This is a genomic window from Sphingobacterium sp. MYb382 (assembly GCF_037572665.1).
GTDB lineage: Bacteria > Bacteroidota > Bacteroidia > Sphingobacteriales > Sphingobacteriaceae > Sphingobacterium.
On sequence record NZ_JBBGZT010000029.1, the window covers coordinates 485,144 to 506,160 of the forward strand.

Below are 21,017 nucleotides of genomic sequence, written 5' to 3' on the forward strand. Positions count from 1 at the left end.
TTTTTATATTTTAGTCTTCTTTTTTTCGCTTTGCTTGTTGATAAGCTGATGGCGTATACTGAAAGGTTTCTTTAAACACTTTGGTAAAATATTTAGGATCTGTAAACCCTACTTCATAGGCAATTTCTGCCACCGTAAGTTGACCTTTTTCCAAAAGTTGCTTTGCTCGTTGCAAACGAATAGAACGAATAAACTCTACCGGCGTTTGCCCTGTAAGTGCAAATATCTTACGGTATAACGTAGCGCGACCTAACAGTAATTCCTTACCTAGCTCTTGAACGGAGAGGTCTGAATTTGCTAAATTCCTTTCTACATAAACTAAGGCCTTTTGAATAAATTCGGCATCGGTAGAATCTTCCGCTGGCTCGGCCGCAGCAACGCGAACCTGCTTTTGATAGGTCTCTTTAAACTTATCTTGCTGCGCAAGTAGGTTACGAATTTTCAAGACCAAGAGGTCGGCATTAAAAGGTTTCGTGATGTAATCGTTGGCTCCAAAATCTAGACCTTTTAACTGGGTAATTTCCGACGCCATCACGGTCAATAGTATAAAAGGAATAAAAGAAGTACGGCTATCCTGCTTTACTTTCTGACAAAGTTGCATACCATTCATTTCGGGCATATCTACATCCGACACAATTAAATCAGGATGCTCTGCCAAAGCTTTCTGCCAACCTTCTTTGCCGTTGGAAGCCTCAACAACATTGAAATATTCCTTAAGTGATTCCTTAATGTAAAAACGATAATCATCATTATCCTCTACAAGCAGAATAGTTTTATGAGCCCATTGCTGATGAATTAGCCTTTCAGCAGGCTCCGCTTTGGTAATAGACGGCTCAACTAAGGCTAACGGCTCCAATACGGCAACCGTCTGCACAAGCTCTTGTCTGTTATGTTCAAAAAAGGCCTTCCCTATGGGTAACAACAAGAAGAATGTCGCCCCATTTCCTTCTTCACTTTGCGCATACAAGCGACCTCCATGCAGTTCTGCAAATTCTTTGCTGATGGATAAACCTATGCCACTCCCTTGGTTGAGCATATTTCCAGGAAGCTCATGCTGAAAAAATCGTTCAAAAACCTGTTCTAATTTATCACTAGGAATTCCTATTCCCGAGTCTTGCACTTTAATTTCAACGAAGTCTGTATCCTCATAAATGATTCGCTGCACAACCAGACTAACGGATCCACCATTCGGAGTAAATTTAAAGGCGTTTGATAACAAATTAAAAAGAATACGCTCGAGCTTATCCGCATCGAAATAGCCCATCAATTCACTATCATCACCTTGAAAGGTAAAATGAATATGCTTCCGTTCGGCGACTTCAACAAAAGAATCATAGACCTCTTTACCAATCTGCATAACAGACACTTTTTTTATATTAAGCTTCAGTTCTCCCAGCTCCAGTTTTCTGAAATCCAACAGCTCTTCCACCATGTTTAAAAGTCGGCGTGCGTTACGGTGAATTAGCTTAAATTGTTTTTGTTCTCGTTCTGGAAAATATTGACTCAGCAACTTTTCTACTGGAGCTAAAATCAAAGCCAAAGGGGTTTTAAATTCATGACTCACATTGGTAAAAAAATGTAACTTCATCGCGTTTAACTCTTCCCTTCTTCTACCTTCTTGAATTTCTTGTTCTTTCTCAAACTTCAGCTGCGCCTTACGCACAATACGGTAACGTCCATAGAACAAAGCACCAAGTATACTCAACACATAGATTCCATAGGCCCAACCACTGGCCCAAAAAGGAGGTTTAATTAGTATGCGTAAGTTGGCTGATTCGGGGTACCAATCTCCATTTTCATCACGCGCTTTGATTGACAGGGTATACGTTCCAGGAGTTAACCCTGTGAAACTAATCTTTCGATTATTTCCATCGGTATTAATCCACGTATTATGAAATCCCTTCATCTGATACGCGTAATTCACCTTTCCTGCATCAAGGTAATTTAATGCCGCAAACTCAATAGCAAAGGCATTTTGGTCATGATTTAAAACTAACTCCTTTATACTGGTAATACTTTCGGGCAATATTTCTCGTCCATCATAACGCTGTCCCACCACGACACTATTGTTAAACAGCTGTAAATCCGTAAAAACTAAAGCTGCTCCTACTTTTTCTACATGATTAAAAGGAGGGTGTAAAATATTAAAGCCATTACTACCTCCAAATAATAGTTCTCCTTTTCTAGTGAGCAAAGCCGCGTCATCATTAAAAACACGCCCCTGCAACCCATCAGTTTCATCATAATTCCGGAAAATAAAAGCCGTACCTCCAGGTTTAGAAATCATGTTACATATCCCGTTGGGGGTGCTTAGCCAAAACTGCTGCTGCTTATCTTCTAAGATACGTAGGATGGTATGATGTGGTAGTCCATCTTCTGTGCGGTAGCGTACAAATTTGTCTGTTTTAGGCTGATAAATATTCAATCCATCACGTGTACCAATCCAGATAGATCCTTTCTTATCCTCTAAAATATCCAACACGGTATTATTACTCAAACTATTTGTATCGTTTTCAAGATGTGTAAATCGACGAATAAGCTTACCTACGGGGTTATATAGTTCAATTCCTGCCGTACCTCCGGCCCAAATATTCCCTTTTCGATCCTCCATGATTGTATTGATTGAAAAAGGAAATGGGTGTGGATAACGATAACTGATAAACTTTTTTTGTGCACGATCAAACTGTTGCAAGCCATTACGCAACGTACCCAACCATAAACGGCCTTTGCTGTCTTCAAAAATCTCCCAGATGCTATCGTCAGATAGTCCTAAGCTATCATTTTTGGTATCATCATATCGTGTAAAATTATTTCCGTCATAGCAATTAAGCCCACCGAAATAAGTACCTATCCATAGTTTATTATCACGATCAACAAATAGGCTTGATATCACATCATTAGATAGGCTATTTTTTGAAGCACTATTGGATAAAAACTGTCTATAGGTTTCAGTTTTTCTATCATAATAAAGCAATCCACGTCCGTTTGTTCCTATCCATAAATTCCCAACACGATCTTCTGCGAAGCAATTTACATCATCAAAAGGAAGGCTATTTTTATTTCCAGGTTCATTCTGCACGTGAAAAAAGGCAGACTTTCTTTCGTTAAAATAACTTATACCGGTCTTAAAAGTCCCCATCCAAATAGTACCTCTATCATCTTTCAAGATACTTTGGATAGCATTGCCATAATTAGCTCCTTTTTTTGTTCCTACATTATCAAGATAACGCACGCCATCCTTTTTTTTATCAATAAGGTTAACACCGCCATGATCTGTAGCAATCCATATTGCCCCTTTATCGTCTTGCACAATTCCATTCACAATATCATTGTTCAAGCGCCATTTTAGCGATCGCGTGTTCACCGCTTGTAGGTTTCCTGTTTCTGGATTAAACCACCAACTACCCAACTTCTGCCCTGGAACATAAAACCACAATTCATTTTCCTTATCGACAAATAAACGGTAATCAATTGGTATCGCACCAGGCGTGAACAATTGGATATTTTTTAATAGCCGATAGTCATGTCCAGCACGCAGCTCCAACATACCATCCGCATAGATTAACCAAAAATTCCCCTGACTATTGAAGGCCATCGCCGCAATACTATTGCTGTGCAATGGCGTCTTTGTACTTTTAACGTTGAGGGACTCTGTTTTTCCAGTTATAGAATTGTACTTATACAAACCTTCTTTATAGAGAAACCAATAATTACCTTTACCATCATCCACCATGGTTTTAAACCACTCATGGGGCATTCCTATACTTTGCAAAAAAGCTTTAGGACGGGAGGAAAACTTCTCCGTTCGGGTATCAAACTTATTCCATCCTTTAGGTGTATAAACCCATAAAGAATGCATTGGTCCCGTTAAAATTTGGTCAATAAAATTATCATTGATGGTCGTGCTATCCCCTTCTTTATGAAGAAAAACCTTAAAACCATAACCATCATAACGATTTAACCCCGAAGCGGTGCCAAACCATAAAAAGCCTTGAGGTCCTTTGGCTATTGCTGTAATCCGGCTACTAGAAAGCCCCTTATTGAGACCAATTTCATTAAAACGATAAGAAACTGGCTGCGCCAATAATAGATGACTACAGGATAAACTGTATATAAAACAGAAATAGAGTAAATAAAAAATCGGTTTATAAATACGCATGTGAATACGACTGGATATTTTAAACGAAAAATCCAAACTCAACGATTTTAGAAAATTCATTTTAACGGCCTAAATATACAAGTATATTCTATAGCTATAACGTTTTCGTAAAAAACAATTCGACGGTTAAAAGGATATAAGCAATAACCTCGGGATACCTAGCTATTGCTTGAGAAGGATGAATCGGTAAAATCAGAATAGCACTCTTAATTTTTGAGAAATTAAGAGTGCTATTTTTAACTATAAAAGCACGTAAAGGCTATATATTATCTACTGCTCAACATTTTCCTAAATTCTGGGTCTACACTAGCGCTATCAATATTTTCGGCCATAGCCAAATATTCCTTCGCTTTTTTAATATTGTCAAGGTGAAAATAAGTTACAGAAAGTAAAAAATAGATTTTTGGATTCTTATCATCCAGTTTCAGGCCAGCCTCTAAGTCTGCCAAACCCTTATCGCGATTTTCAACTTTTTTATCGGCTTGAAAAGTTTCAAAATAAGCAGATGCACTAGAAGTATAAAAATTAGAATTTGTCGGGTTATGCTGCTTCGCCATTTCAAAATACGTAATAGCCTCTTTAGGCTTTCCACTACCAGCCACTAGATTTCCAAAACCCCAATAGACTTCATACGAATCCGGATTTAGCAACCAAGCTTGATTAAATCTTTTCATCGCGTTTTCATAATCCTTCGTAAACAAAAACGACCATGCCCTTTCAACGAGAAGGCGCGCTGCCTCCTTCCGATTTGGATAGACTTGATCAATTGAGGCTAAAAAGCTCTTATCTATTGCGAGTTGTTCTGGGCATTTTTCAACACCACCATACATTGGTAAAAGGCTAATCTTTTCTTGGCAATCCTGTCCACGGCAATTGAGGAAGAATACCACAAAAAACAGCGGTAATAACTTAAATTTCATCGTTTATAAAATTGGTTAACTTCCTCTAATATAGATAAAAAAGTTTACTCGATGGTCTGCTGTATTTTTTTTGGCTTAACGCCGAAATGCTTTTTAAAGCTTGACGAGAAGTGGGCAGGGGTAGTATAACCGAGGAAACGAGAGATCTCATTTATCGTTTTTTCTCTCTTGTGCAGCAAATCCATGGCTGTTTGCATCCGTATATGCCGTACATATCCGTAAATTGTCATATGGTGGTACAATTTGAAATACTTCTTCAGGTAGTTCTCATTCGTTCCTAATAGAATCGCGAGTTCAGCAATCGATGGCGGATTGGCTTTTTGTTTATCCAACAACACTTTTGCTTTTTCCATCAGCAGTTGCATCTCTTTAGGTATACTATCTGCCGTAGCGGAAACTCGATTTATATTTTCCTCTTCTAGAATATAAGCAAATAGCTCGATAAGCTTGGCCTTCGTCAACAGCGGCAATAAGTTTTGTTGAATAGAAGACTGCCCTAGTTCCTCCAAAATTCGATATTGATGACTATTCATCTGCTTAGCTTTGGTGAACAAAGCACCTGAGGATTTTTGATCCAGCAGCTTATCAATTTTTAAAGATAAAGGATGCGTTATCGGAAGTAACGATTCAAAAAAGGTTAAGTCGATATTGATTTCCACGAAGTGGTCATTAGGCAGTGTATGCCATATCGCCGTCAGTTCCTCCTGATGGAATAAATAAAGTTGAAATTCTCCGGGGTGTAGTTCCTCCAGCAAGCTATCTTTCGCATAATACGACCGATTGTTATGTATAGCAAAGTATAGGTGAAGGTATGGGCGAGCAGATGTAATCTGAATATAACCTGAAGTAGCTGATTGCAATCGGGCTTTCATCACGTGTACACCTTCAGGGATAGAGAACTCTTGGCATTCCATTTCGGACTGATAGTCTGAAATAGTTCCGTTATTCTGTTGAAAGCTCTTCCCTTTAAAAGTCTCCATATCAAATGTGAAATGAGGCGGTCTTGCCGAATATTCTTCATGCAAGGCATCGTTGCCTTTCCATCGTAAGGAAAGACTCGGATATTTTTCAAAGAGCGTCGCTAAAGTACGGATGGGCATGACTTCAAAATTCCGTTGTTTGATATTTTTTCTCCGACAAATGTAATTTTTTTGATTCACATTTGCGCTTATTAAGATTAAATATAAATAAGAAAATGAATTCACGCTCCATACATTTACTTTTACTCCTCAATATATTAGTTTTCACAGCCTACGGGCAAGCCTCTAAAAGCTACTATGGGAAAGTTCTTAACCAAAGTAACCAGCAGGCTATTGCTGGGGCTACGCTTGCGTTACCACAAGGACTAAGCCCTGTGGCAAGCGACACGTTAGGCTTCTTTTACATCAAACAATTGCCAACAGGCGAATATACTGTCCAATTGAGTGCTATAGGTTTCCGCAGTAAAAAAGTAAAAATAAAGGTTAGCGCAGAACAATTAAACTTAGGTAGTTTTTACTTAGAGCCTTCACAAGAGATGCTCCAAACGGTGGAAATCTATGGGCGTAAAGAAAAGTCATATAGCAATGCTAAATCTTTTTTAGGTAGTAAGACTGAAACAAACTTGCGCGACCTACCACAGTCGGTATCCTTCGCTACGAAGGAACTTATTGCTGATCAAGGGTTAATGCGTGTGGGCGAGATTGTTAAAAATTTCAGTGGGGTAAATCAATTTACCGTTTATGATGATTTGTCTATCCGAGGATTCCGCGTAAATGGTGGTAGTAGCACGCAATTGGTCAATGGCATGCGCAGCACCACTGGTTTTTGGAAGCAACCATTAGCAAACTACTTAGAGCGTGTAGAAGTACTAAAAGGACCTTCGTCTGCTTTATTTGGTAATGCTAGCCCCGGAGGTGTTATCAACCGAGTAACGAAAAAACCATTGGATGAAACCAAGAGATCCTTATCCTTCGGCATTGGTAGTTTCAATAATTTTAGAGCTTTAGCTGACTTTACAGGACCTATCACCAAGGATAAAACCTTGCTATACCGATTAAACATTGGGTATGAGGATGCGCAAAGCTTTAGAGATCTACAGTTTGATAAAAACGTAGTTTTGGCTCCTTCGTTCTCTTTCATTCCGACAGAAAACACCCGTTTAAACTTCGACATCGTTTACAACGATTCTCGTTCCCGTTTAGACCGTGGACAATCGGTATTTGCTAATGGCGATTTACATTCAACACCTATCAGCTTATCCATGAATACGACGGGGGATTATCTCAATGAGCAAACCTATATGGTGACGACGAGCTTAAACCATAACTTCTCCAAAAACTTAAGCTTTAATGCTTCATACATAAAAACAGGCTACGCAGAAGATCTCAATGAGCATCGTTCTAGTAATGCATATGCGGTAGATGGTAATGGTAAAGAGATTCAAAATCAAGTGGCGCGTCAAGTATTTCTTCGAAAAAGAAAACGTTTTATGGATAACCTATCGGCCTACTTTAACTATCAAATAGAAACGGGCAAATTACAACATAAAATTATTTTAGGCTATGATTATGCACAAGAAGTTCTTCCTGTTGGTGGGTCACAACTGACTGCCAATGGTTTTAGAAATAAAGACAATACAGGATCTATTAGTAAATATGATCCTAAGAAAAAAGATCTATACAAATTAGATGACAAAGGGAATCCGGTACCAAACGTTTCTAACTTTGACCTTACTGATAGGCTGAAAAGTCAGCAATTGCAGGATATATCGAAGTATTTCTACACCTCTACTATCGTAGCACCGACCTACTACAACCTCAATGCTTTTTACCTACAAGAGCAGGTAAGCTATGGTGCTTTACAGGTGTTGTTGGGTATGCGCTACGAGTCTTACAAAGATATAACAGGTTACAAAACCGATAAAGAAACCAATGTATATCAGCATAAATTCTTACCACGGATTGGGGCTGTCTACACCGTTAACCCACAAATTAATGTGTATGGTACCTATGTGCAGGGCTACAACCCGCAAACAGCCTCTGCTATTGCAAACCCTAATGCTGGAGGCCCATTTGATCCGCTGGAAAGCGACATGACAGAGTTTGGTGTGAAGAGTGCTTGGTTAAACGGAAAGCTACAGATCACAACGGGTATTTATCAAATAAATCAAAAAAACTCCTTATTCCCATCGCCAACGGTTGACAACCCAGACTTACTCGTGCAGATTGGAAAAGAACGCTCTAAAGGAATTGAATTTGATGTGCATGGACAAATCTTGCCCAACTGGAGCATTATTGCTTCCTATGCCTACAATGATGCGCAAATTTTGGATAGTAAGAACCAATATGAGGTAAACAGACAAAAACCTAATGCGCCTCACAACACCGCTAATATATGGACACGTTATACTTTAAAACATGGTCAACTAAATGGACTAGGTATTGGTTTGGGGGCAAATTATGTAGATAAAAGAAATATCTCTTTAGAACAAAACCAGTCTATTCCAGGATTCACACTGGTTAATGCTGCCTTATATTACACCGTAGGTAAAGTTCAAATTCAAGCCAACTTAAATAATATCACGAACAAAACACATTGGATTGGTGGTTACGACTACATCCGTCTGTTCCCTGGCACGCCGCGTAATTTCCTATTTACATTAGGTTATACTTTCTAATCCTGTCCATGAAATTCAAAAAAACTGCACTCTTCTTACATCGCTGGCTCGGTATTATTACCGGGCTGGTGGTTTTTATAGTCAGCATCACGGGAGCGACCTTTGTGTTTGAGGAGGAGCTATTCGCGCTATTTAATCCGAAGCTATGCACAGTAAAACAACCTATAGATAAAGAGCTACTCCCCTTTTCTACGCTATACGAGAAGGCACAAACGGCACTAGGAAAAGACAAGCCTATTACAGCGATACGTATTCCGGCGACAGCCGAAAAAAATAAATCTTATGCGTTTGATGCGCGTGAACAAATGGATAAAGAAAATCTCGGCAATCATTTATTCATCAACCAACAAATCCACCATTGGGATCGCGTCTTTATCGACCCCTATACAGGAGCCTTTTTGGGAAAGATTGATATGGAGACCAACTTCTTCTGGATTGCGAGGCAGATTCACCAATTTCTCTACCTTCGCAGTGATGTAGGTAGTATTATCGTCGGTACTTCCACGCTGTTATTTATCATTATCTCTATCACGGGGTTAATCTTATGGTGGCCCAAGAATCGAAAAGTCGCCATTAAAAGACTTAAGATAAATCCTAAAGCCAAATGGAAACGACTGAACTACGACCTTCACCAAGTACTTGGTTTTTATGTATTCTTATTTACCATGCTCATTGCTATCACGGGGCTTGTATGGTCATTCAAATGGTGGGAAGGTAGCATATACTGGCTCTTAGATGGGAAAAGACCGAGCTTCAAAATAGCAAATCCGAAAGGCACGGATACCGAAAAGATAAGTCAAACCGCTAATAAACCATTGGATATCCTTTGGGAAGATTTACAACATAAGCATGCTTCGCATGAAGGAATGAATGTTACGGTTAATAAAGAGAACAACCAAATCAGTACGTCAATTTATTTTAAAGATGGCTCCGGCTGGCATGCATCCGATGTATATGCCTACGACCTTCGTAATGGTGAGAATTATTTCAAGAGGCTTCAACAGGATAAGACATTAGGTATGAAATGGCGAAACTCCAACTATAACATACATGTTGGAAAAATAGCAGGTTTACCTGGAATGCTTTTCGCTTTTATAGGCAGCTTAATCTGCGCTTCTCTTCCTGTAACGGGTTTCATCGTATGGTACAATCGCACATTCAAGAAGAAGAAGAGTAAACGTTAACTATAATTTCAGTAAAATTTTAATACATCTACCTATGACTGTGTCCCATCCCTTGGGCGCAGTTATTTATGTATAATAGTCGTGCTGATAGTTTCTCTTTTCGCAGTAAAAAAGAAGTCGGAATAGGTTTCAACCTCTTCTTCCGACGTCTCCATAGCCATTAATCTATAGGAATGTAAAAATCTACCTTTGCCCTTTTCTCTGGATGTTCATTAAAATTATTGTGGTACAACTCAAAAGGATGACGGTCTGCTTTTTTATAGCCATGCTCATGCATCCACACAAACAAGCCTGTCCATGATTTTTCAAACTCATCAATTCCGATTTCGAAGCTTCCAACAATAAACTTCCCTTGCTCGATGCTTGTTAATCCAAATTCTCCATCCACAGCAACGGACTTCGTCAGCACAATACAAGCATCCAATCGGGCTTTATCTGCTTCAGTCACAAGTAGGCTATCATGATAAATGGTAACCATCTTCGTATTATCGTCCAGCAATCCTTTTGGGCCAGCCCAGCGTACTAACTTCTGATAGGTAGCTTCTAAATTACGAGTTCCAATACTCGGCACATAAGCTAAATTTAGCTTTTCAATTTCTTTAACTTCAATTTTTGCATTCATCTGTATCCATTTCTTAAGATTATCAATGATGCAAATATATTTCTCAAAATCAGGATAGATTTGACCATTCTTGCTTTCGATTTGTCGAATCTTGCTAAACTTATTTGGGTTTTCCTTTTTGAAGGCTGTAGGACTCACGCCATAAAACTTTTTAAAAGCTCGTGTGAAGGATGAGTTATCGGGAAAGCCATAGCTCCTATATATAGTACTTAACGACACATGTTTATGCATCAAGTCGGAGGCTGACTTTTCTATTCGACGTCTAATAACATAATCATTCAGCGTTTCGCCCGTGATCGATTTAAAAACACGATGAAAATGAAAAGGCGAGAAGAAGGCAATGTCGGCCAATATTTTCAGTGTAAGAGCGCCATCTAAATTTGCATCTATATATTCAAAGACACGATTGATTCGCACCTTATAGTCAATCTGAATTTCATTTTCTATATGCATTGTCCCAAAAACTAATAATTAAAATAAAGAGCGATTGGATAAGCATATGCTATTTACTTATCGGCCGCTTTCTTGTGCTATCTCGTCTCGAATTCTTTTATTGATATCCACCTTTGCTTCACGAAAGCTAAAAATAAGTGTTCCATGCTCACGCGCATAGCTATTTTCAACAGAATCTACTAGTTTACCCGTTTCAAAAAAAGCTGAAGTTTGCTGGAGCTCACGCTCTTTCTCTCCGCTATATTTCACCCGAATAAGGTTCTTATAAGGCTTACTAAGATCAAACCAATTGATATAGTCTGCACTAAAAGATGTTGCTTTCACACCTTTTTTTGAATAGTAATTAATAGCTCCCGCCTGACCATAATTGTCACACAAAACAAGTGTATGTTCCTTATCTGGTATTTGCGCGTAGACACTATCAACTTTTCGTGCTAACTCTTTCCATCCCAACATATCCGCAAAATCCTGAGGCAATGCATATTCCTTACCGTCTTCCCAACGCAACATGCCTAGCCGTTTATACTTTTCGCTATGTGTTGCAATATATTCAGGTGTTTTATTGGGAAAAGTAATACGATACACAGGCACATAAAATAGCAAAGACAAAAGGATACAAATAGGTTTTAGTACCCTCCCTACTCTATTTTCAAGTAAGCTAGCTAGGTAAACGGATCCAAAGGCAAAATAAACCGGGTAAAGGCCTATGGCATAATAATCTTTAGCTTTTAACAAAAGAAAGACCGCTAAGGTGAATAAGAAAGAACTAAAAAAGACACTATACTTTTTAAAGGGAGCATAAGCTACTAAGCCCAATAACCCTAGGATAATGACGATAAAAGTGCCAAAAAAGAAGAAAAACTGCGCTTTCAAAAAGCCCCAACGTTCCACGTGTACCAACTGTGTATCAGCTAACTCACGCATATGCTTTACCACGGGGAAGCCCTCCTGATATTGCCATATTAAATTGGGACTGATCAAAATCAGTGCAAGTAAGGCTGCCAAATACAGCTTCTTTTCCAAGAAAATCTTCCGCTGCGCGGATACTAAAAGTGCAGGCACCAAGCCTAGCAATAGAAAACCAATATTGTACTTATTCAAAAAACCAAAGGCAAAGGCAATAGCTAAATAAAACAACCATTTTACAGCATGGCTATTCAAATATTTAAGCAGTAAAAAATAGCATAATGTCCAACACAATGCATCTAAAGAATTTGGTTGGTATAAGATGTTTAATCGAAAAAGTGTCGAAAACGTGATACAGCCCGTTCCTAAAATAAAAGCAAATAGATTTCCTTTTAACTCATCGATGGTTTTCCAAACTACAAAAATCGTTAAAGCACCAAATAGAACAGGAAAGAACTTCACCCAGAATAAACCATTACCAAGGAGCTTGATGAGGTAAGAAATCCAAGAAGTCACTGGCGGTACGGAGGTATAGCCCCATGCTAAGTGATTTGCCTGATCTAAATGTAGGTATTCATCGCGATGCAAATCATACACCGCATCAATCAAGAAAAAATGGATGATAAATTTACAGGCTAAGAAGAAAAAAAGAACACTATATTTCTGCTTATCAAGAAAATCTGAAGGGCAAGATTCACCTTTAAAAAGTACACTATTCATTTATTGGTTTTAGGGTTTGGCTAATCATATACTCAAAAATACAAATCCTTCATAACATCATAAAGTTCATTTCGCAGTAACTCAACAAAAAAATGGACTCAAACTATCGAGGTTGATATTTCTCAATTTCTCAGCATATCAAATTCAAGTTCACCACATTAAAATAGCATTAATTCTCTGTATTTACTTGTGAAAAAGACACATCTTTCTTATATTTAACTACCTATTCAACTATGAAGCATATACCTAGTTTATTATTATGAAGAGCATCCGTCTATTTACGCTATTTTTACCTATACTGTTTTTAGTTTTTTCCTGTAGTTCTCCGCTAGACGACGATCTTATTGAAGATGGCGTAAAAGAGCTTAAGCTTTCTGTTGTCGAAGGGAAAAATGGGTTTGTTGAAACGAATGAAGTCGACTACGAATTCGAAATTATCGATGGAAATGGAACTTACAATATAGATGTATCAAAAACAGATGGCGATGAAGATGCTAAAGTTACGCTCAACGGCAATAGGGTAAAAGTCAACCTCCTTGCTGCTGCAGGAACAGAACTCACCATTACCGATAAGGAAGCACAAAAAGCTACGCTTAAAATTAAATCGACAAGTAGATTACTGGAGGTGCCACGTTTCAGCCTGATGCTTGCTTCCGGACAAAGTTATATTATCTCAAATTTCAGCTTTGGCGCTGGTGCTCCTTATACTTTAGAGACACAAAAAGGAGGTGCGTCGACCGCTAAATTTGTGGAAGAAGGGATAAAAGTAACCTCAAATACGCTTGGTAACACGTACTATAAGATTAAAGACAAACGTGGAATGACCGCTAAACTGAAAGTTGAGAACATTTTGAATTCCGAACTAACAACCAACTATTTGGAACTAGAAGGTTTTAACACGATGAGTGCCACGGTAAACCTTCCAAAAAATGAAGAATGGTTTATTCTTGACAACAGTACCAAGGTTATCGGAAAAACATCCTTAGCGCGACCTACAGATATTAAAACTGGAAAACCGGTAGACTATGAAGTGTTGTTTATTGAAACCAATGACACAGGCAAAGGGTCTGATGTAATTACCTTAAAAAATAAGAAAGGTGATTTAGCAGTGGTCAAATTATGGGTTCGATAAGGTAGCCTACTCCGCATAAAAAAATCCCATCACACAATTTGTGATGGGATTTTTTATATATAGATTATCATCTTAAAAATTAAAGAAGCGATCGAAGCCACTATCCTTAGCCCAAATTAGGCTTTTATAGTAGTCATGAACCCAGTTATTTTCAACCGTAGGCACATAACAAGATAAGCCCGAAAAAGTACGAATAGGTTTTCCTAAAAAATTAGGAGTATGTGCTTTATAAACAACTAACCTGTCAAAAGCTTGACTCAGCCTATCCACAGTCCCATACTGTTGTTTCATAAAATCCAAATAATCGTAACCTACAGATAAGGATGCTGGGTCAAAGTCAAGTCTCTGTAAATTAGAACGATTGACCTGCAAACGAGGATTACTATCCACCATTTTTTTATTCTCTTGCACAACATCGGCCCAGTAAGCATTGTTTATTATACTAATCGATGCCGATTGATAATCGCCCCCTTGTCCCAAATAATACTGATAATAGGTTGTTGCAGCTCGCTTAAGGCCGGTTTCTAAATCGTCAGATACGAGATCCGCTAACACCAAGTCGTAGGGCATACCTGTCGATAATACTTCCGTTGGAGAAGCTACTGCATACTTAGCTTTTTGACGCAGCTCATACAACACCTCCACGCTAGCCATAGAGCAAGCATCAAACATTAAAAAATCAAGACCTGCCGGAACAACTTGTACTAAATCTTTAAGATCTGTTTGCTTCCCGTTATCATCGTTAAAGGAACGTAATTTGATACGCGTATCTGGCAACCAATTGCTGGCGTGGGACCATAAAATAAGGCCGGTCGATTTCCCCCTAGCGTAGCCGCGCATCGTGTTTATAACCTCTCCCATAACCGCCGGATCGGCAGAATTATGTTCGCTATAGCTTTTCAAAACCGTGCTTTTAATCGAAGGACTACGATCCGCTTGAATACGGTAAATCTGAGGCTTCGCACCGGCTAATCGCGCATATACAATAACATCAGCATCCAGCGATGTTAATGCTTCTTCCATCTTATTAATGCTGTTATAAGCATCCGTTACTAAATTATTATTGGCTCCTATATAAACCAATATTGTCCGATTAGCAATGCTCATCTCTGCATCATCCTTGGCACAAGAAGCAAAAAAAAGCAACAAACAACTGCAAACAAACAACTTACAAAAGCCCTTCATAATCCTATTTTGAAACAAAATTAGTAAATAGATATTAACATTAACTATTTCTAATGTAAAGTAACAATAACTTAACTTTGACCTAATTATAGAGCAACACAAAACCGCTAGGTTTGTAGTCGTTTAATGCTCGTTCATTAAAGGAATAAATTAAAGTGTATAAATGAGAAAACAAATTACTAACAAGGCGCTCAACGCCTGGACGAGGGTTTTTCCCCTGATTTTACTTATCGTAGTAACTTCCAGTTGTAAGCGTAACAATGATCTTTTAACCGATCAACAATCCATCCATTTCACCTCTACAATTGCAGGACAAATTACCACGAAAGCCAATGGAATTTCATGGGATCAAGGAGATAAAATTGGTGTCTTTATGGTGAATAATGGACAAGAACTTTCTGCTACTTCTATTGTAAACAATGTAAACAACATCCCGTTCACCATCAATGGTGCTATCTTTCAAAGTGCGATGCCGGTATATTTACCAAAAACGTCTGTTGACTTTATTGCATTTTACCCGCACAAAGCCGTAGATAATTTTACGTATCCAGTTGACTTAACAGACCAAACAAACCAAGCAAATTTAGATTTAATGTATACCAATGGTGCTAAAGGCATCAATCCGGGAACGCTATCCATTCCTTTGGTATTTAATCGTCAATTATCGCGCTTAGCAATCAACCTTACCATTAATAACACCGATGCTTTAAAAGCTTCTCAGCTTAAGGCAACGCTTTCTGAAGCCGCGACAAAAGCAACTTTTGACTTGCGCAATGGTACCTTAACATCGGCTCCAGATAAACAGGCATTACAAGCCAGTGTAACGATAAAGTCGGATAACAATGCTTTAGTAGAGCTTACCTTATTACCGGGTGAAAATATCAGCGGTAAAAAAATCAAGTTTGAGTCACCTAGTGGCGAGAGCTTTACATGGACCATCCCGACATTTACAGCCCTTGAAAAAGGAACACGCTACACGGTAAACATCAATATCAACAATGGCGATGTTACGGGCGGAACTCCACAAACACAAGCCTATCAAGAGATTCCTAAAATGGAAAACTTGACCTCGAAAATGACGTTTTTATTCAAGCAAATGCCTCAAGATCCGTCAAACCGTAATTTTTCGATGCTTTTTGACTCCGATTTAAAATATGCTTACTGGGTGGCTTATCCTTTACACAGAACGCATATCGGCTCGGTGAGTCGTACAAACGCTTGGGGTTACGATCCACAAATTAGTTCTTCTTTTCAAGCTAACTTGACAAAAAGTTATGGTGGCGATTATGACCGCGGACACCAACTGCCTAGTGGTGACCGTACGGCAAATGCAGCCGCGAATAGAACGACATTCTACTACACCAATATGACGCCACAAACGGCAAGATTGAACCAAGGGATTTGGGCAAACTTGGAAAATCAAATCCGTACGTGGACAACAAAAACGGAATGTGACACCATGTATGTGGTAACTGGGGCTATGCCTTATCCTAATATTAACGATAGAACGACAACAGATGGGGCGGGTGCACGCGTACCGATTCCTAAATACTACTTCAAAGCTTTAGCCATGAAAACTAAAGACAATAAGTTCTATACCATCGCTTACAAAATGGATAACGAAGTTCCTCCTGGAGGAGCTAGCTTTAACACCTATAAAACGAGTGTAAAAGAGCTAGAAGCAACAACAGGATTTACCTTCTTCCCGAATTTAACGGATGCACAGAAGAATACCGCTACCAATGCTGTCTGGAATTAAATAAGAGCTTAATTCATAAAAACAACATATAATTAACAATTATGAAAATTAACAATTTCCTTTTCGCAGCTGCCGTGTCAGCTGTGGCGCTAACCACTTCGTGTGAGAAAGGCCCGACTCCGGAATCTGAACTAAGCTCAACAGTGAAGTTCTCTTCCAAAATTACGGACCAAGTACTTACGAAAGCAACAAACAACACTTGGGATAACAATGATGCCATTGGTGTTTTCATGAAAAAAGGTACAGCTTTAACCAATATTATTGCTGGCAACAAAAAGTATGTGACGCCTAATGCTAGTGGCAATTTCCAAGCTGAATCTGCAGCGGAAGAAATTAGCTACCCTGCTGATGGTTCACAAGTAGACTTCATCGCGTACTACCCGTACCAAGCGGCTGTTGCAAACAATGCTTTAGCACTTAACTTAGTGGATCAATCACAACAAAACCAAATTGATGTGATGTACTCCAACAATGCAAAGAACTTTAGCAAAACTTCAAGCAACGCACAGTTGATCTTCAACCACGTTTTAAGTAAAGTAGAGCTAACGGTAAACAAAGGTACTGGTGTTACGTCTTTAGCAAACTTAAACGTACAATTTGACGGTTTCAACACAAAAGCGAACTTCGATCTAGCAACTGGTTCATTAACTACTGCTGATGCAAAAAATCTATTCAACGCTAAAGTAACTGCTGGTGCTGACAAATTTGTAGCTGAAGCTATCGTATTACCTGTTGCATCTGCTGCTGGAAATAAAATCGTTTTCAAATTAGCGCAAGGTGATTTCACATGGACTTTACCTACACCAACAGCTTACGAAGCTGGTAAAAAATACCAATACAGCGTTACGTTAACTACAGATGCTGCTGGAAACAACAAAGTATCTGTTACTTCTACAATTGTTGATTGGACAAATGTTCCTTCAGGAAACTACGATATCATCAAAGATGGTAAAGACGAAACACCAACTGATCCAGGAAACCAAGAAAAAACATTACAACTTATTTCAAAAGAGACTTTTGGGACACAAGATGTTAAAGATTCTAAACCAAAAATCGACAAGTATACAGATTGGACTATAAAAACACAAACTTATGCTGACCGTTTTGGAACGGTAGATGTTCGATTAACAAGCACACTAACAAACCACCTTTGGTTTCCTTTAGGAAAAGATGGCGAGTTTAAAATCTCAAACATTGATACAAAAGGTTTCGCAGATCCTACGTCGTTCAAAGTAAACTTCAAAATCTCTGGTAACCAAACAGGATCATTAACATATGATATTTCCAATGTTAAAATCACTTTAAATGGCGTAACAGTTAGTCCTAAATCATTCAATTTGGTTGCTGCAGAGGCTAACAAATGGAGAGATGAAGAAGTAACTTTTGATATTCCAAAAGGAACTACAGTACCAGAAAACTCTACCTTGACTTTCTTAGTTGAAGGTGCAGCAAACAAAGTAGGAATTCGTATTGGTGACATTGCGATTTCCGGCTTAAAATAATATTTAACCTAGGTTAAAGTCCGCCAAGGGTGAAAACTCTTGGCGGTTCTTTGCCTTTTACTGTTTTACACAAACAACTGAAATGTATAAAAAATACATCTTATATTTTCTCACTTTTCTTATTGCTATCCCCGCATTTGCCCAATCTACAGCAGTTAAGGGCTCTTTGCGTATAGCAGGCACGAACGATGCTTTCGCTTACGTTCGCGTTTATTTTGAAAAAAACCAAGTAGCTGTACAGACGGATGAGAAGGGGGGATTTACAGCCCAACATTTGAACGCAGGTAAAGAAACGCTTACGATTAGCGGTTCCAATATCCAGACTAAACAAGTAACAATCAACATTCCAAAATCAGGATTGTTAGATGTAGGCGAGATTGAAGTATCTCTGCGCATAGATTATGAAAATAACCAAGCCCTGATCAATGCGTCGGAAGACATGTTGGATGACGACAATGAATCGGCGGCACAAAATATATCGGCCAAGGTAATCCTGTCTAACGACGTATTCCTTAATAAGGTTGGTTTTCAGCTATCTCCTTTCCGCTTTAGAGCACGTGGTTACCAAAATATACACGAACAGAAGTATATCAATGGTGTAGCCTTCAACGATCAGTTACGTGGCGTTTTCAACTTTGCATCCATTGGAGCAATAAACGACCTAACGAGAAACGGAGATAATGACAACTTTATGTCGGCCTCTACCTTTACATTTGGATCTATCGGTGGTTCAGAAAATATCAACATGCGTGCTGGTAGCTTTGCTAGAGGCGCAAAAGCAACCGTCACCTACACCAACCGCAACTACTACAGCCGCGGTATGTTTAGCTACTCTACAGGTATGCAAGACAATGGATGGGCTTTCACGGCTCTTGTTGGTGGACGCTATGCCGATAAAGGAAATGTAGAAGGTACTTTCTACCAAAACATGTCCTACGCTTTCTCTGTAGAAAAGCAATTCAAACAAGGTAAACACAGTTTATCGTTTGTAACATTCGGTTCGCCCGTATCACGTGGACAGCAGTCGGCTTCTTTCCAAGAGGTATATGACTTGGTGGGCAACAACCTATACAACCCAAACTGGGGTTACCAAGATGGTAAAATCCGTAACTCACGCGTAGTAACGGCTTATGACCCTACAGGTATTCTTTCTCACGTATGGAAAATCGACCGTGATACACGTTTAACGACTGGTGTATCTTTACATTACGGTAAATATGCGACAACATCGCTAAACTGGTATAATGGTCCAGACCCACGTCCAGACTATTATCGTTACTTGCCTTCCTACCAAACGGAAGATATCTCTAAACAGTTTTATTTAGATTTATGGCAAAATAACAATACTGATTTCACGCAAATCAACTGGAATAAAATGTACCTAGCCAATAAGCTAGAGAACAAAATCAATGATGGCGCTGCTATCTACATGGTAGAAAAAAGACACAGCAACTTATTAGAAGCTTCTTTCAACAGTACGTTAAACAAAACCATCAACGAGCATTCTAAACTTACAGCTGGTGTTTCAGCAAGAGCTTCCCAATCGCAACAATACAAAACAGTAGATGATTTATTAGGCGCTGAATATGTATTGGATATCGATAAATTCTCGGAGCGTGATTTCCAAGGAAATAACGATATCATTCAGAATGACATGTACAACCCGAATGCTAAAGGCTACAAAGGAGATATCTTCGGATATCGCTTCAATATCAATATGAAATCGGCCAATGCATGGGTACAAAATGAATACAGCTATGCTAAAGTAGATTTCTACTATGGTACGCAGATTTCCTACAACCAATTCAATCGTGTAGGTTTCATGAAAAATGGTCGCTACCCAGATAATTCATATGGAGAAGGTAAAACTTTCGACTTTGTAGATTACGCTTTTAAAGGTGGTGCTACTTACAAAATCAATGGTCGTCATATGTTAACGAGCAACATCAGTTACCTGACAAAAGCACCATTAGCAAACAATGCTTACATCTCGCCACGTATCAACGACCGTACAGTTGAAAACATGGAGAGCTCTAAAATTTTCAGTACGGATATCAACTATATTTTCTCTACACCAAGAGTTAATGGTCGTCTTTCGGTATACCAAACGAACTTCTCTGATCTATTGGATCGTAAAAGTTACTACCATGATGCACAACGTACATTCATTAACCACGCAATTAAAGGTCTTGACCAAACAAACCGTGGTGTAGAATTAGGCGTATCTGTGAAGGTGGATAACAACTGGACGATAGATTTTGCGGGTACAAAATCAGAGTTCTACTATGCCAACAACCCTATGGGTATTATGAACTCTGAAAATGGTGTTATCAACAATGTGGAAGAAACAGTTTACTTAAAAAATTACCACGTAGGTGGTATGCCGCAAACAGCAGCAACTTTAGGTGTTCGTTACTTCTATAATTTCTGGTTCTTTGGTGCAAATGTTAACTACGCAGGAGACAACTATGTAGATTTAGCACCATTGAGAAGGTTAGCATCTAACTATACTTCGATCAACCCATATGATGAAAACCTGTTTAACGTGTACAAATCGCTTACTCATCAAGAGAAGTATGATGATTACTATACGCTAGACCTTTCTATAGGTAAAATCTTATACTTGAAAAACCGTAAATCGATGAACTTCAATATTGCTGTAAACAACTTATTGAACAAAAAAGACATCAGAACTGGCGGATACGAACAAGGTCGTTTAGATGCAGGGGCAACAAATGCAGCTACTAAATTCCCTTCTAAATATTACTATATGCAAGGCATCAACTGTTTTGTAAACGTAAACTATAAATTTTAATA

General features: G+C 38.7%; 12 protein-coding genes. 6 read left to right on the forward strand and 6 right to left on the reverse strand.

The annotated features are described in order from the left end of the window. Positions 1–10: 10 nt before the first annotated feature. From WH223_RS19780 to WH223_RS19790, 3 genes are all read right to left on the reverse strand, one after another. Positions 11–4,219, reverse strand: coding sequence for a two-component regulator propeller domain-containing protein (locus WH223_RS19780; protein WP_340049603.1), 4,209 nt, complete (start codon positions 4,217–4,219; stop codon positions 11–13). 206 nt (positions 4,220–4,425) lie between these two features. After that, positions 4,426–5,079 (reverse strand): tetratricopeptide repeat protein, encoded by a 654-nt coding sequence (locus tag WH223_RS19785; protein WP_340049604.1) that lies wholly within the window; start codon positions 5,077–5,079, stop codon positions 4,426–4,428. Between the two features lie 44 nt (positions 5,080–5,123). Beyond that, positions 5,124–6,179: a helix-turn-helix transcriptional regulator gene (locus WH223_RS19790; RefSeq protein ID WP_340049605.1), complete on the reverse strand. Its 1,056-nt coding sequence runs from the start codon at positions 6,177–6,179 to the stop codon at positions 5,124–5,126. Positions 6,180–6,274: 95 nt separating this feature from the next. On the opposite strand from WH223_RS19790, the gene WH223_RS19795 reads away from it, so the two are divergent. Both WH223_RS19795 and WH223_RS19800 read left to right on the forward strand, forming a co-directional pair. Further along, positions 6,275–8,737, forward strand: coding sequence for a TonB-dependent siderophore receptor (locus tag WH223_RS19795; protein ID WP_340049606.1), 2,463 nt, complete (start codon positions 6,275–6,277; stop codon positions 8,735–8,737). Positions 8,738–8,745: 8 nt separating this feature from the next. Then, a complete protein-coding gene (locus WH223_RS19800; protein WP_340049607.1) occupies positions 8,746–9,921 on the forward strand; it encodes a PepSY-associated TM helix domain-containing protein in 1,176 nt (391 codons plus the stop codon). 160 nt (positions 9,922–10,081) lie between these two features. Here the strand turns inward: WH223_RS19800 and WH223_RS19805 are convergent, their stop codons facing one another. Then, the gene (locus WH223_RS19805) at positions 10,082–10,996 is read right to left on the reverse strand and encodes an AraC family transcriptional regulator (protein ID WP_340049608.1); all 915 of its coding nucleotides are present in this window, start codon (positions 10,994–10,996) and stop codon (positions 10,082–10,084) included. Between the two features lie 57 nt (positions 10,997–11,053). Next, complete coding sequence (locus WH223_RS19810) at positions 11,054–12,622, reverse strand: ArnT family glycosyltransferase (RefSeq protein ID WP_340049609.1); 1,569 nt, start codon at positions 12,620–12,622, stop codon at positions 11,054–11,056. 259 nt (positions 12,623–12,881) lie between these two features. Between WH223_RS19810 and WH223_RS19815 the strand changes: the two genes are divergently transcribed. Next, entirely contained in the window at positions 12,882–13,754 is an 873-nt protein-coding gene (locus tag WH223_RS19815) for a hypothetical protein (protein WP_340049610.1), read from the forward strand. A gap of 72 nt (positions 13,755–13,826) precedes the next feature. Here the strand turns inward: WH223_RS19815 and WH223_RS19820 are convergent, their stop codons facing one another. Next, a complete protein-coding gene (locus WH223_RS19820; RefSeq protein ID WP_340049612.1) occupies positions 13,827–14,861 on the reverse strand; it encodes a clostripain-related cysteine peptidase in 1,035 nt (344 codons plus the stop codon). Between the two features lie 241 nt (positions 14,862–15,102). Here WH223_RS19820 and WH223_RS19825 point away from each other — a divergent pair, with 241 nt between their 5' ends. From WH223_RS19825 to WH223_RS19835, 3 genes are all read left to right on the forward strand, one after another. Then, positions 15,103–16,698, forward strand: a complete 1,596-nt coding sequence (locus WH223_RS19825) for a DNA/RNA non-specific endonuclease (RefSeq protein WP_340049614.1) — start codon at positions 15,103–15,105, stop codon at positions 16,696–16,698. 41 nt (positions 16,699–16,739) lie between these two features. Continuing rightward, positions 16,740–18,200, forward strand: a complete 1,461-nt coding sequence (locus WH223_RS19830) for a fimbrillin family protein (protein ID WP_340049615.1) — start codon at positions 16,740–16,742, stop codon at positions 18,198–18,200. A gap of 82 nt (positions 18,201–18,282) precedes the next feature. Beyond that, positions 18,283–21,015: a TonB-dependent receptor gene (locus WH223_RS19835; RefSeq protein WP_340049616.1), complete on the forward strand. Its 2,733-nt coding sequence runs from the start codon at positions 18,283–18,285 to the stop codon at positions 21,013–21,015. The last annotated feature ends 2 nt before the right edge of the window (positions 21,016–21,017 follow it).

What these genes read in the sequence shown, in the direction of transcription:
- WH223_RS19825 (WP_340049614.1), top strand. Translation starts at nt 15,103, where the DNA reads ATGAGAAAACAAATTACTAACAAGGCGCTCAACGCCTGGACGAGGGTT.
- WH223_RS19830 (WP_340049615.1), top strand. Translation starts at nt 16,740, where the DNA reads ATGAAAATTAACAATTTCCTTTTCGCAGCTGCCGTGTCAGCTGTGGCG.
- WH223_RS19790 (WP_340049605.1), bottom strand. Translation starts at nt 6,179, where the DNA reads ATGCCCATCCGTACTTTAGCGACGCTCTTTGAAAAATATCCGAGTCTT.
- WH223_RS19810 (WP_340049609.1), bottom strand. Translation starts at nt 12,622, where the DNA reads ATGAATAGTGTACTTTTTAAAGGTGAATCTTGCCCTTCAGATTTTCTT.
- WH223_RS19780 (WP_340049603.1), bottom strand. Translation starts at nt 4,219, where the DNA reads ATGAATTTTCTAAAATCGTTGAGTTTGGATTTTTCGTTTAAAATATCC.
- WH223_RS19800 (WP_340049607.1), top strand. Translation starts at nt 8,746, where the DNA reads ATGAAATTCAAAAAAACTGCACTCTTCTTACATCGCTGGCTCGGTATT.
- WH223_RS19805 (WP_340049608.1), bottom strand. Translation starts at nt 10,996, where the DNA reads ATGCATATAGAAAATGAAATTCAGATTGACTATAAGGTGCGAATCAAT.
- WH223_RS19815 (WP_340049610.1), top strand. Translation starts at nt 12,882, where the DNA reads ATGAAGAGCATCCGTCTATTTACGCTATTTTTACCTATACTGTTTTTA.
- WH223_RS19835 (WP_340049616.1), top strand. Translation starts at nt 18,283, where the DNA reads ATGTATAAAAAATACATCTTATATTTTCTCACTTTTCTTATTGCTATC.
- WH223_RS19785 (WP_340049604.1), bottom strand. Translation starts at nt 5,079, where the DNA reads ATGAAATTTAAGTTATTACCGCTGTTTTTTGTGGTATTCTTCCTCAAT.
- WH223_RS19795 (WP_340049606.1), top strand. Translation starts at nt 6,275, where the DNA reads ATGAATTCACGCTCCATACATTTACTTTTACTCCTCAATATATTAGTT.
- WH223_RS19820 (WP_340049612.1), bottom strand. Translation starts at nt 14,861, where the DNA reads ATGAGCATTGCTAATCGGACAATATTGGTTTATATAGGAGCCAATAAT.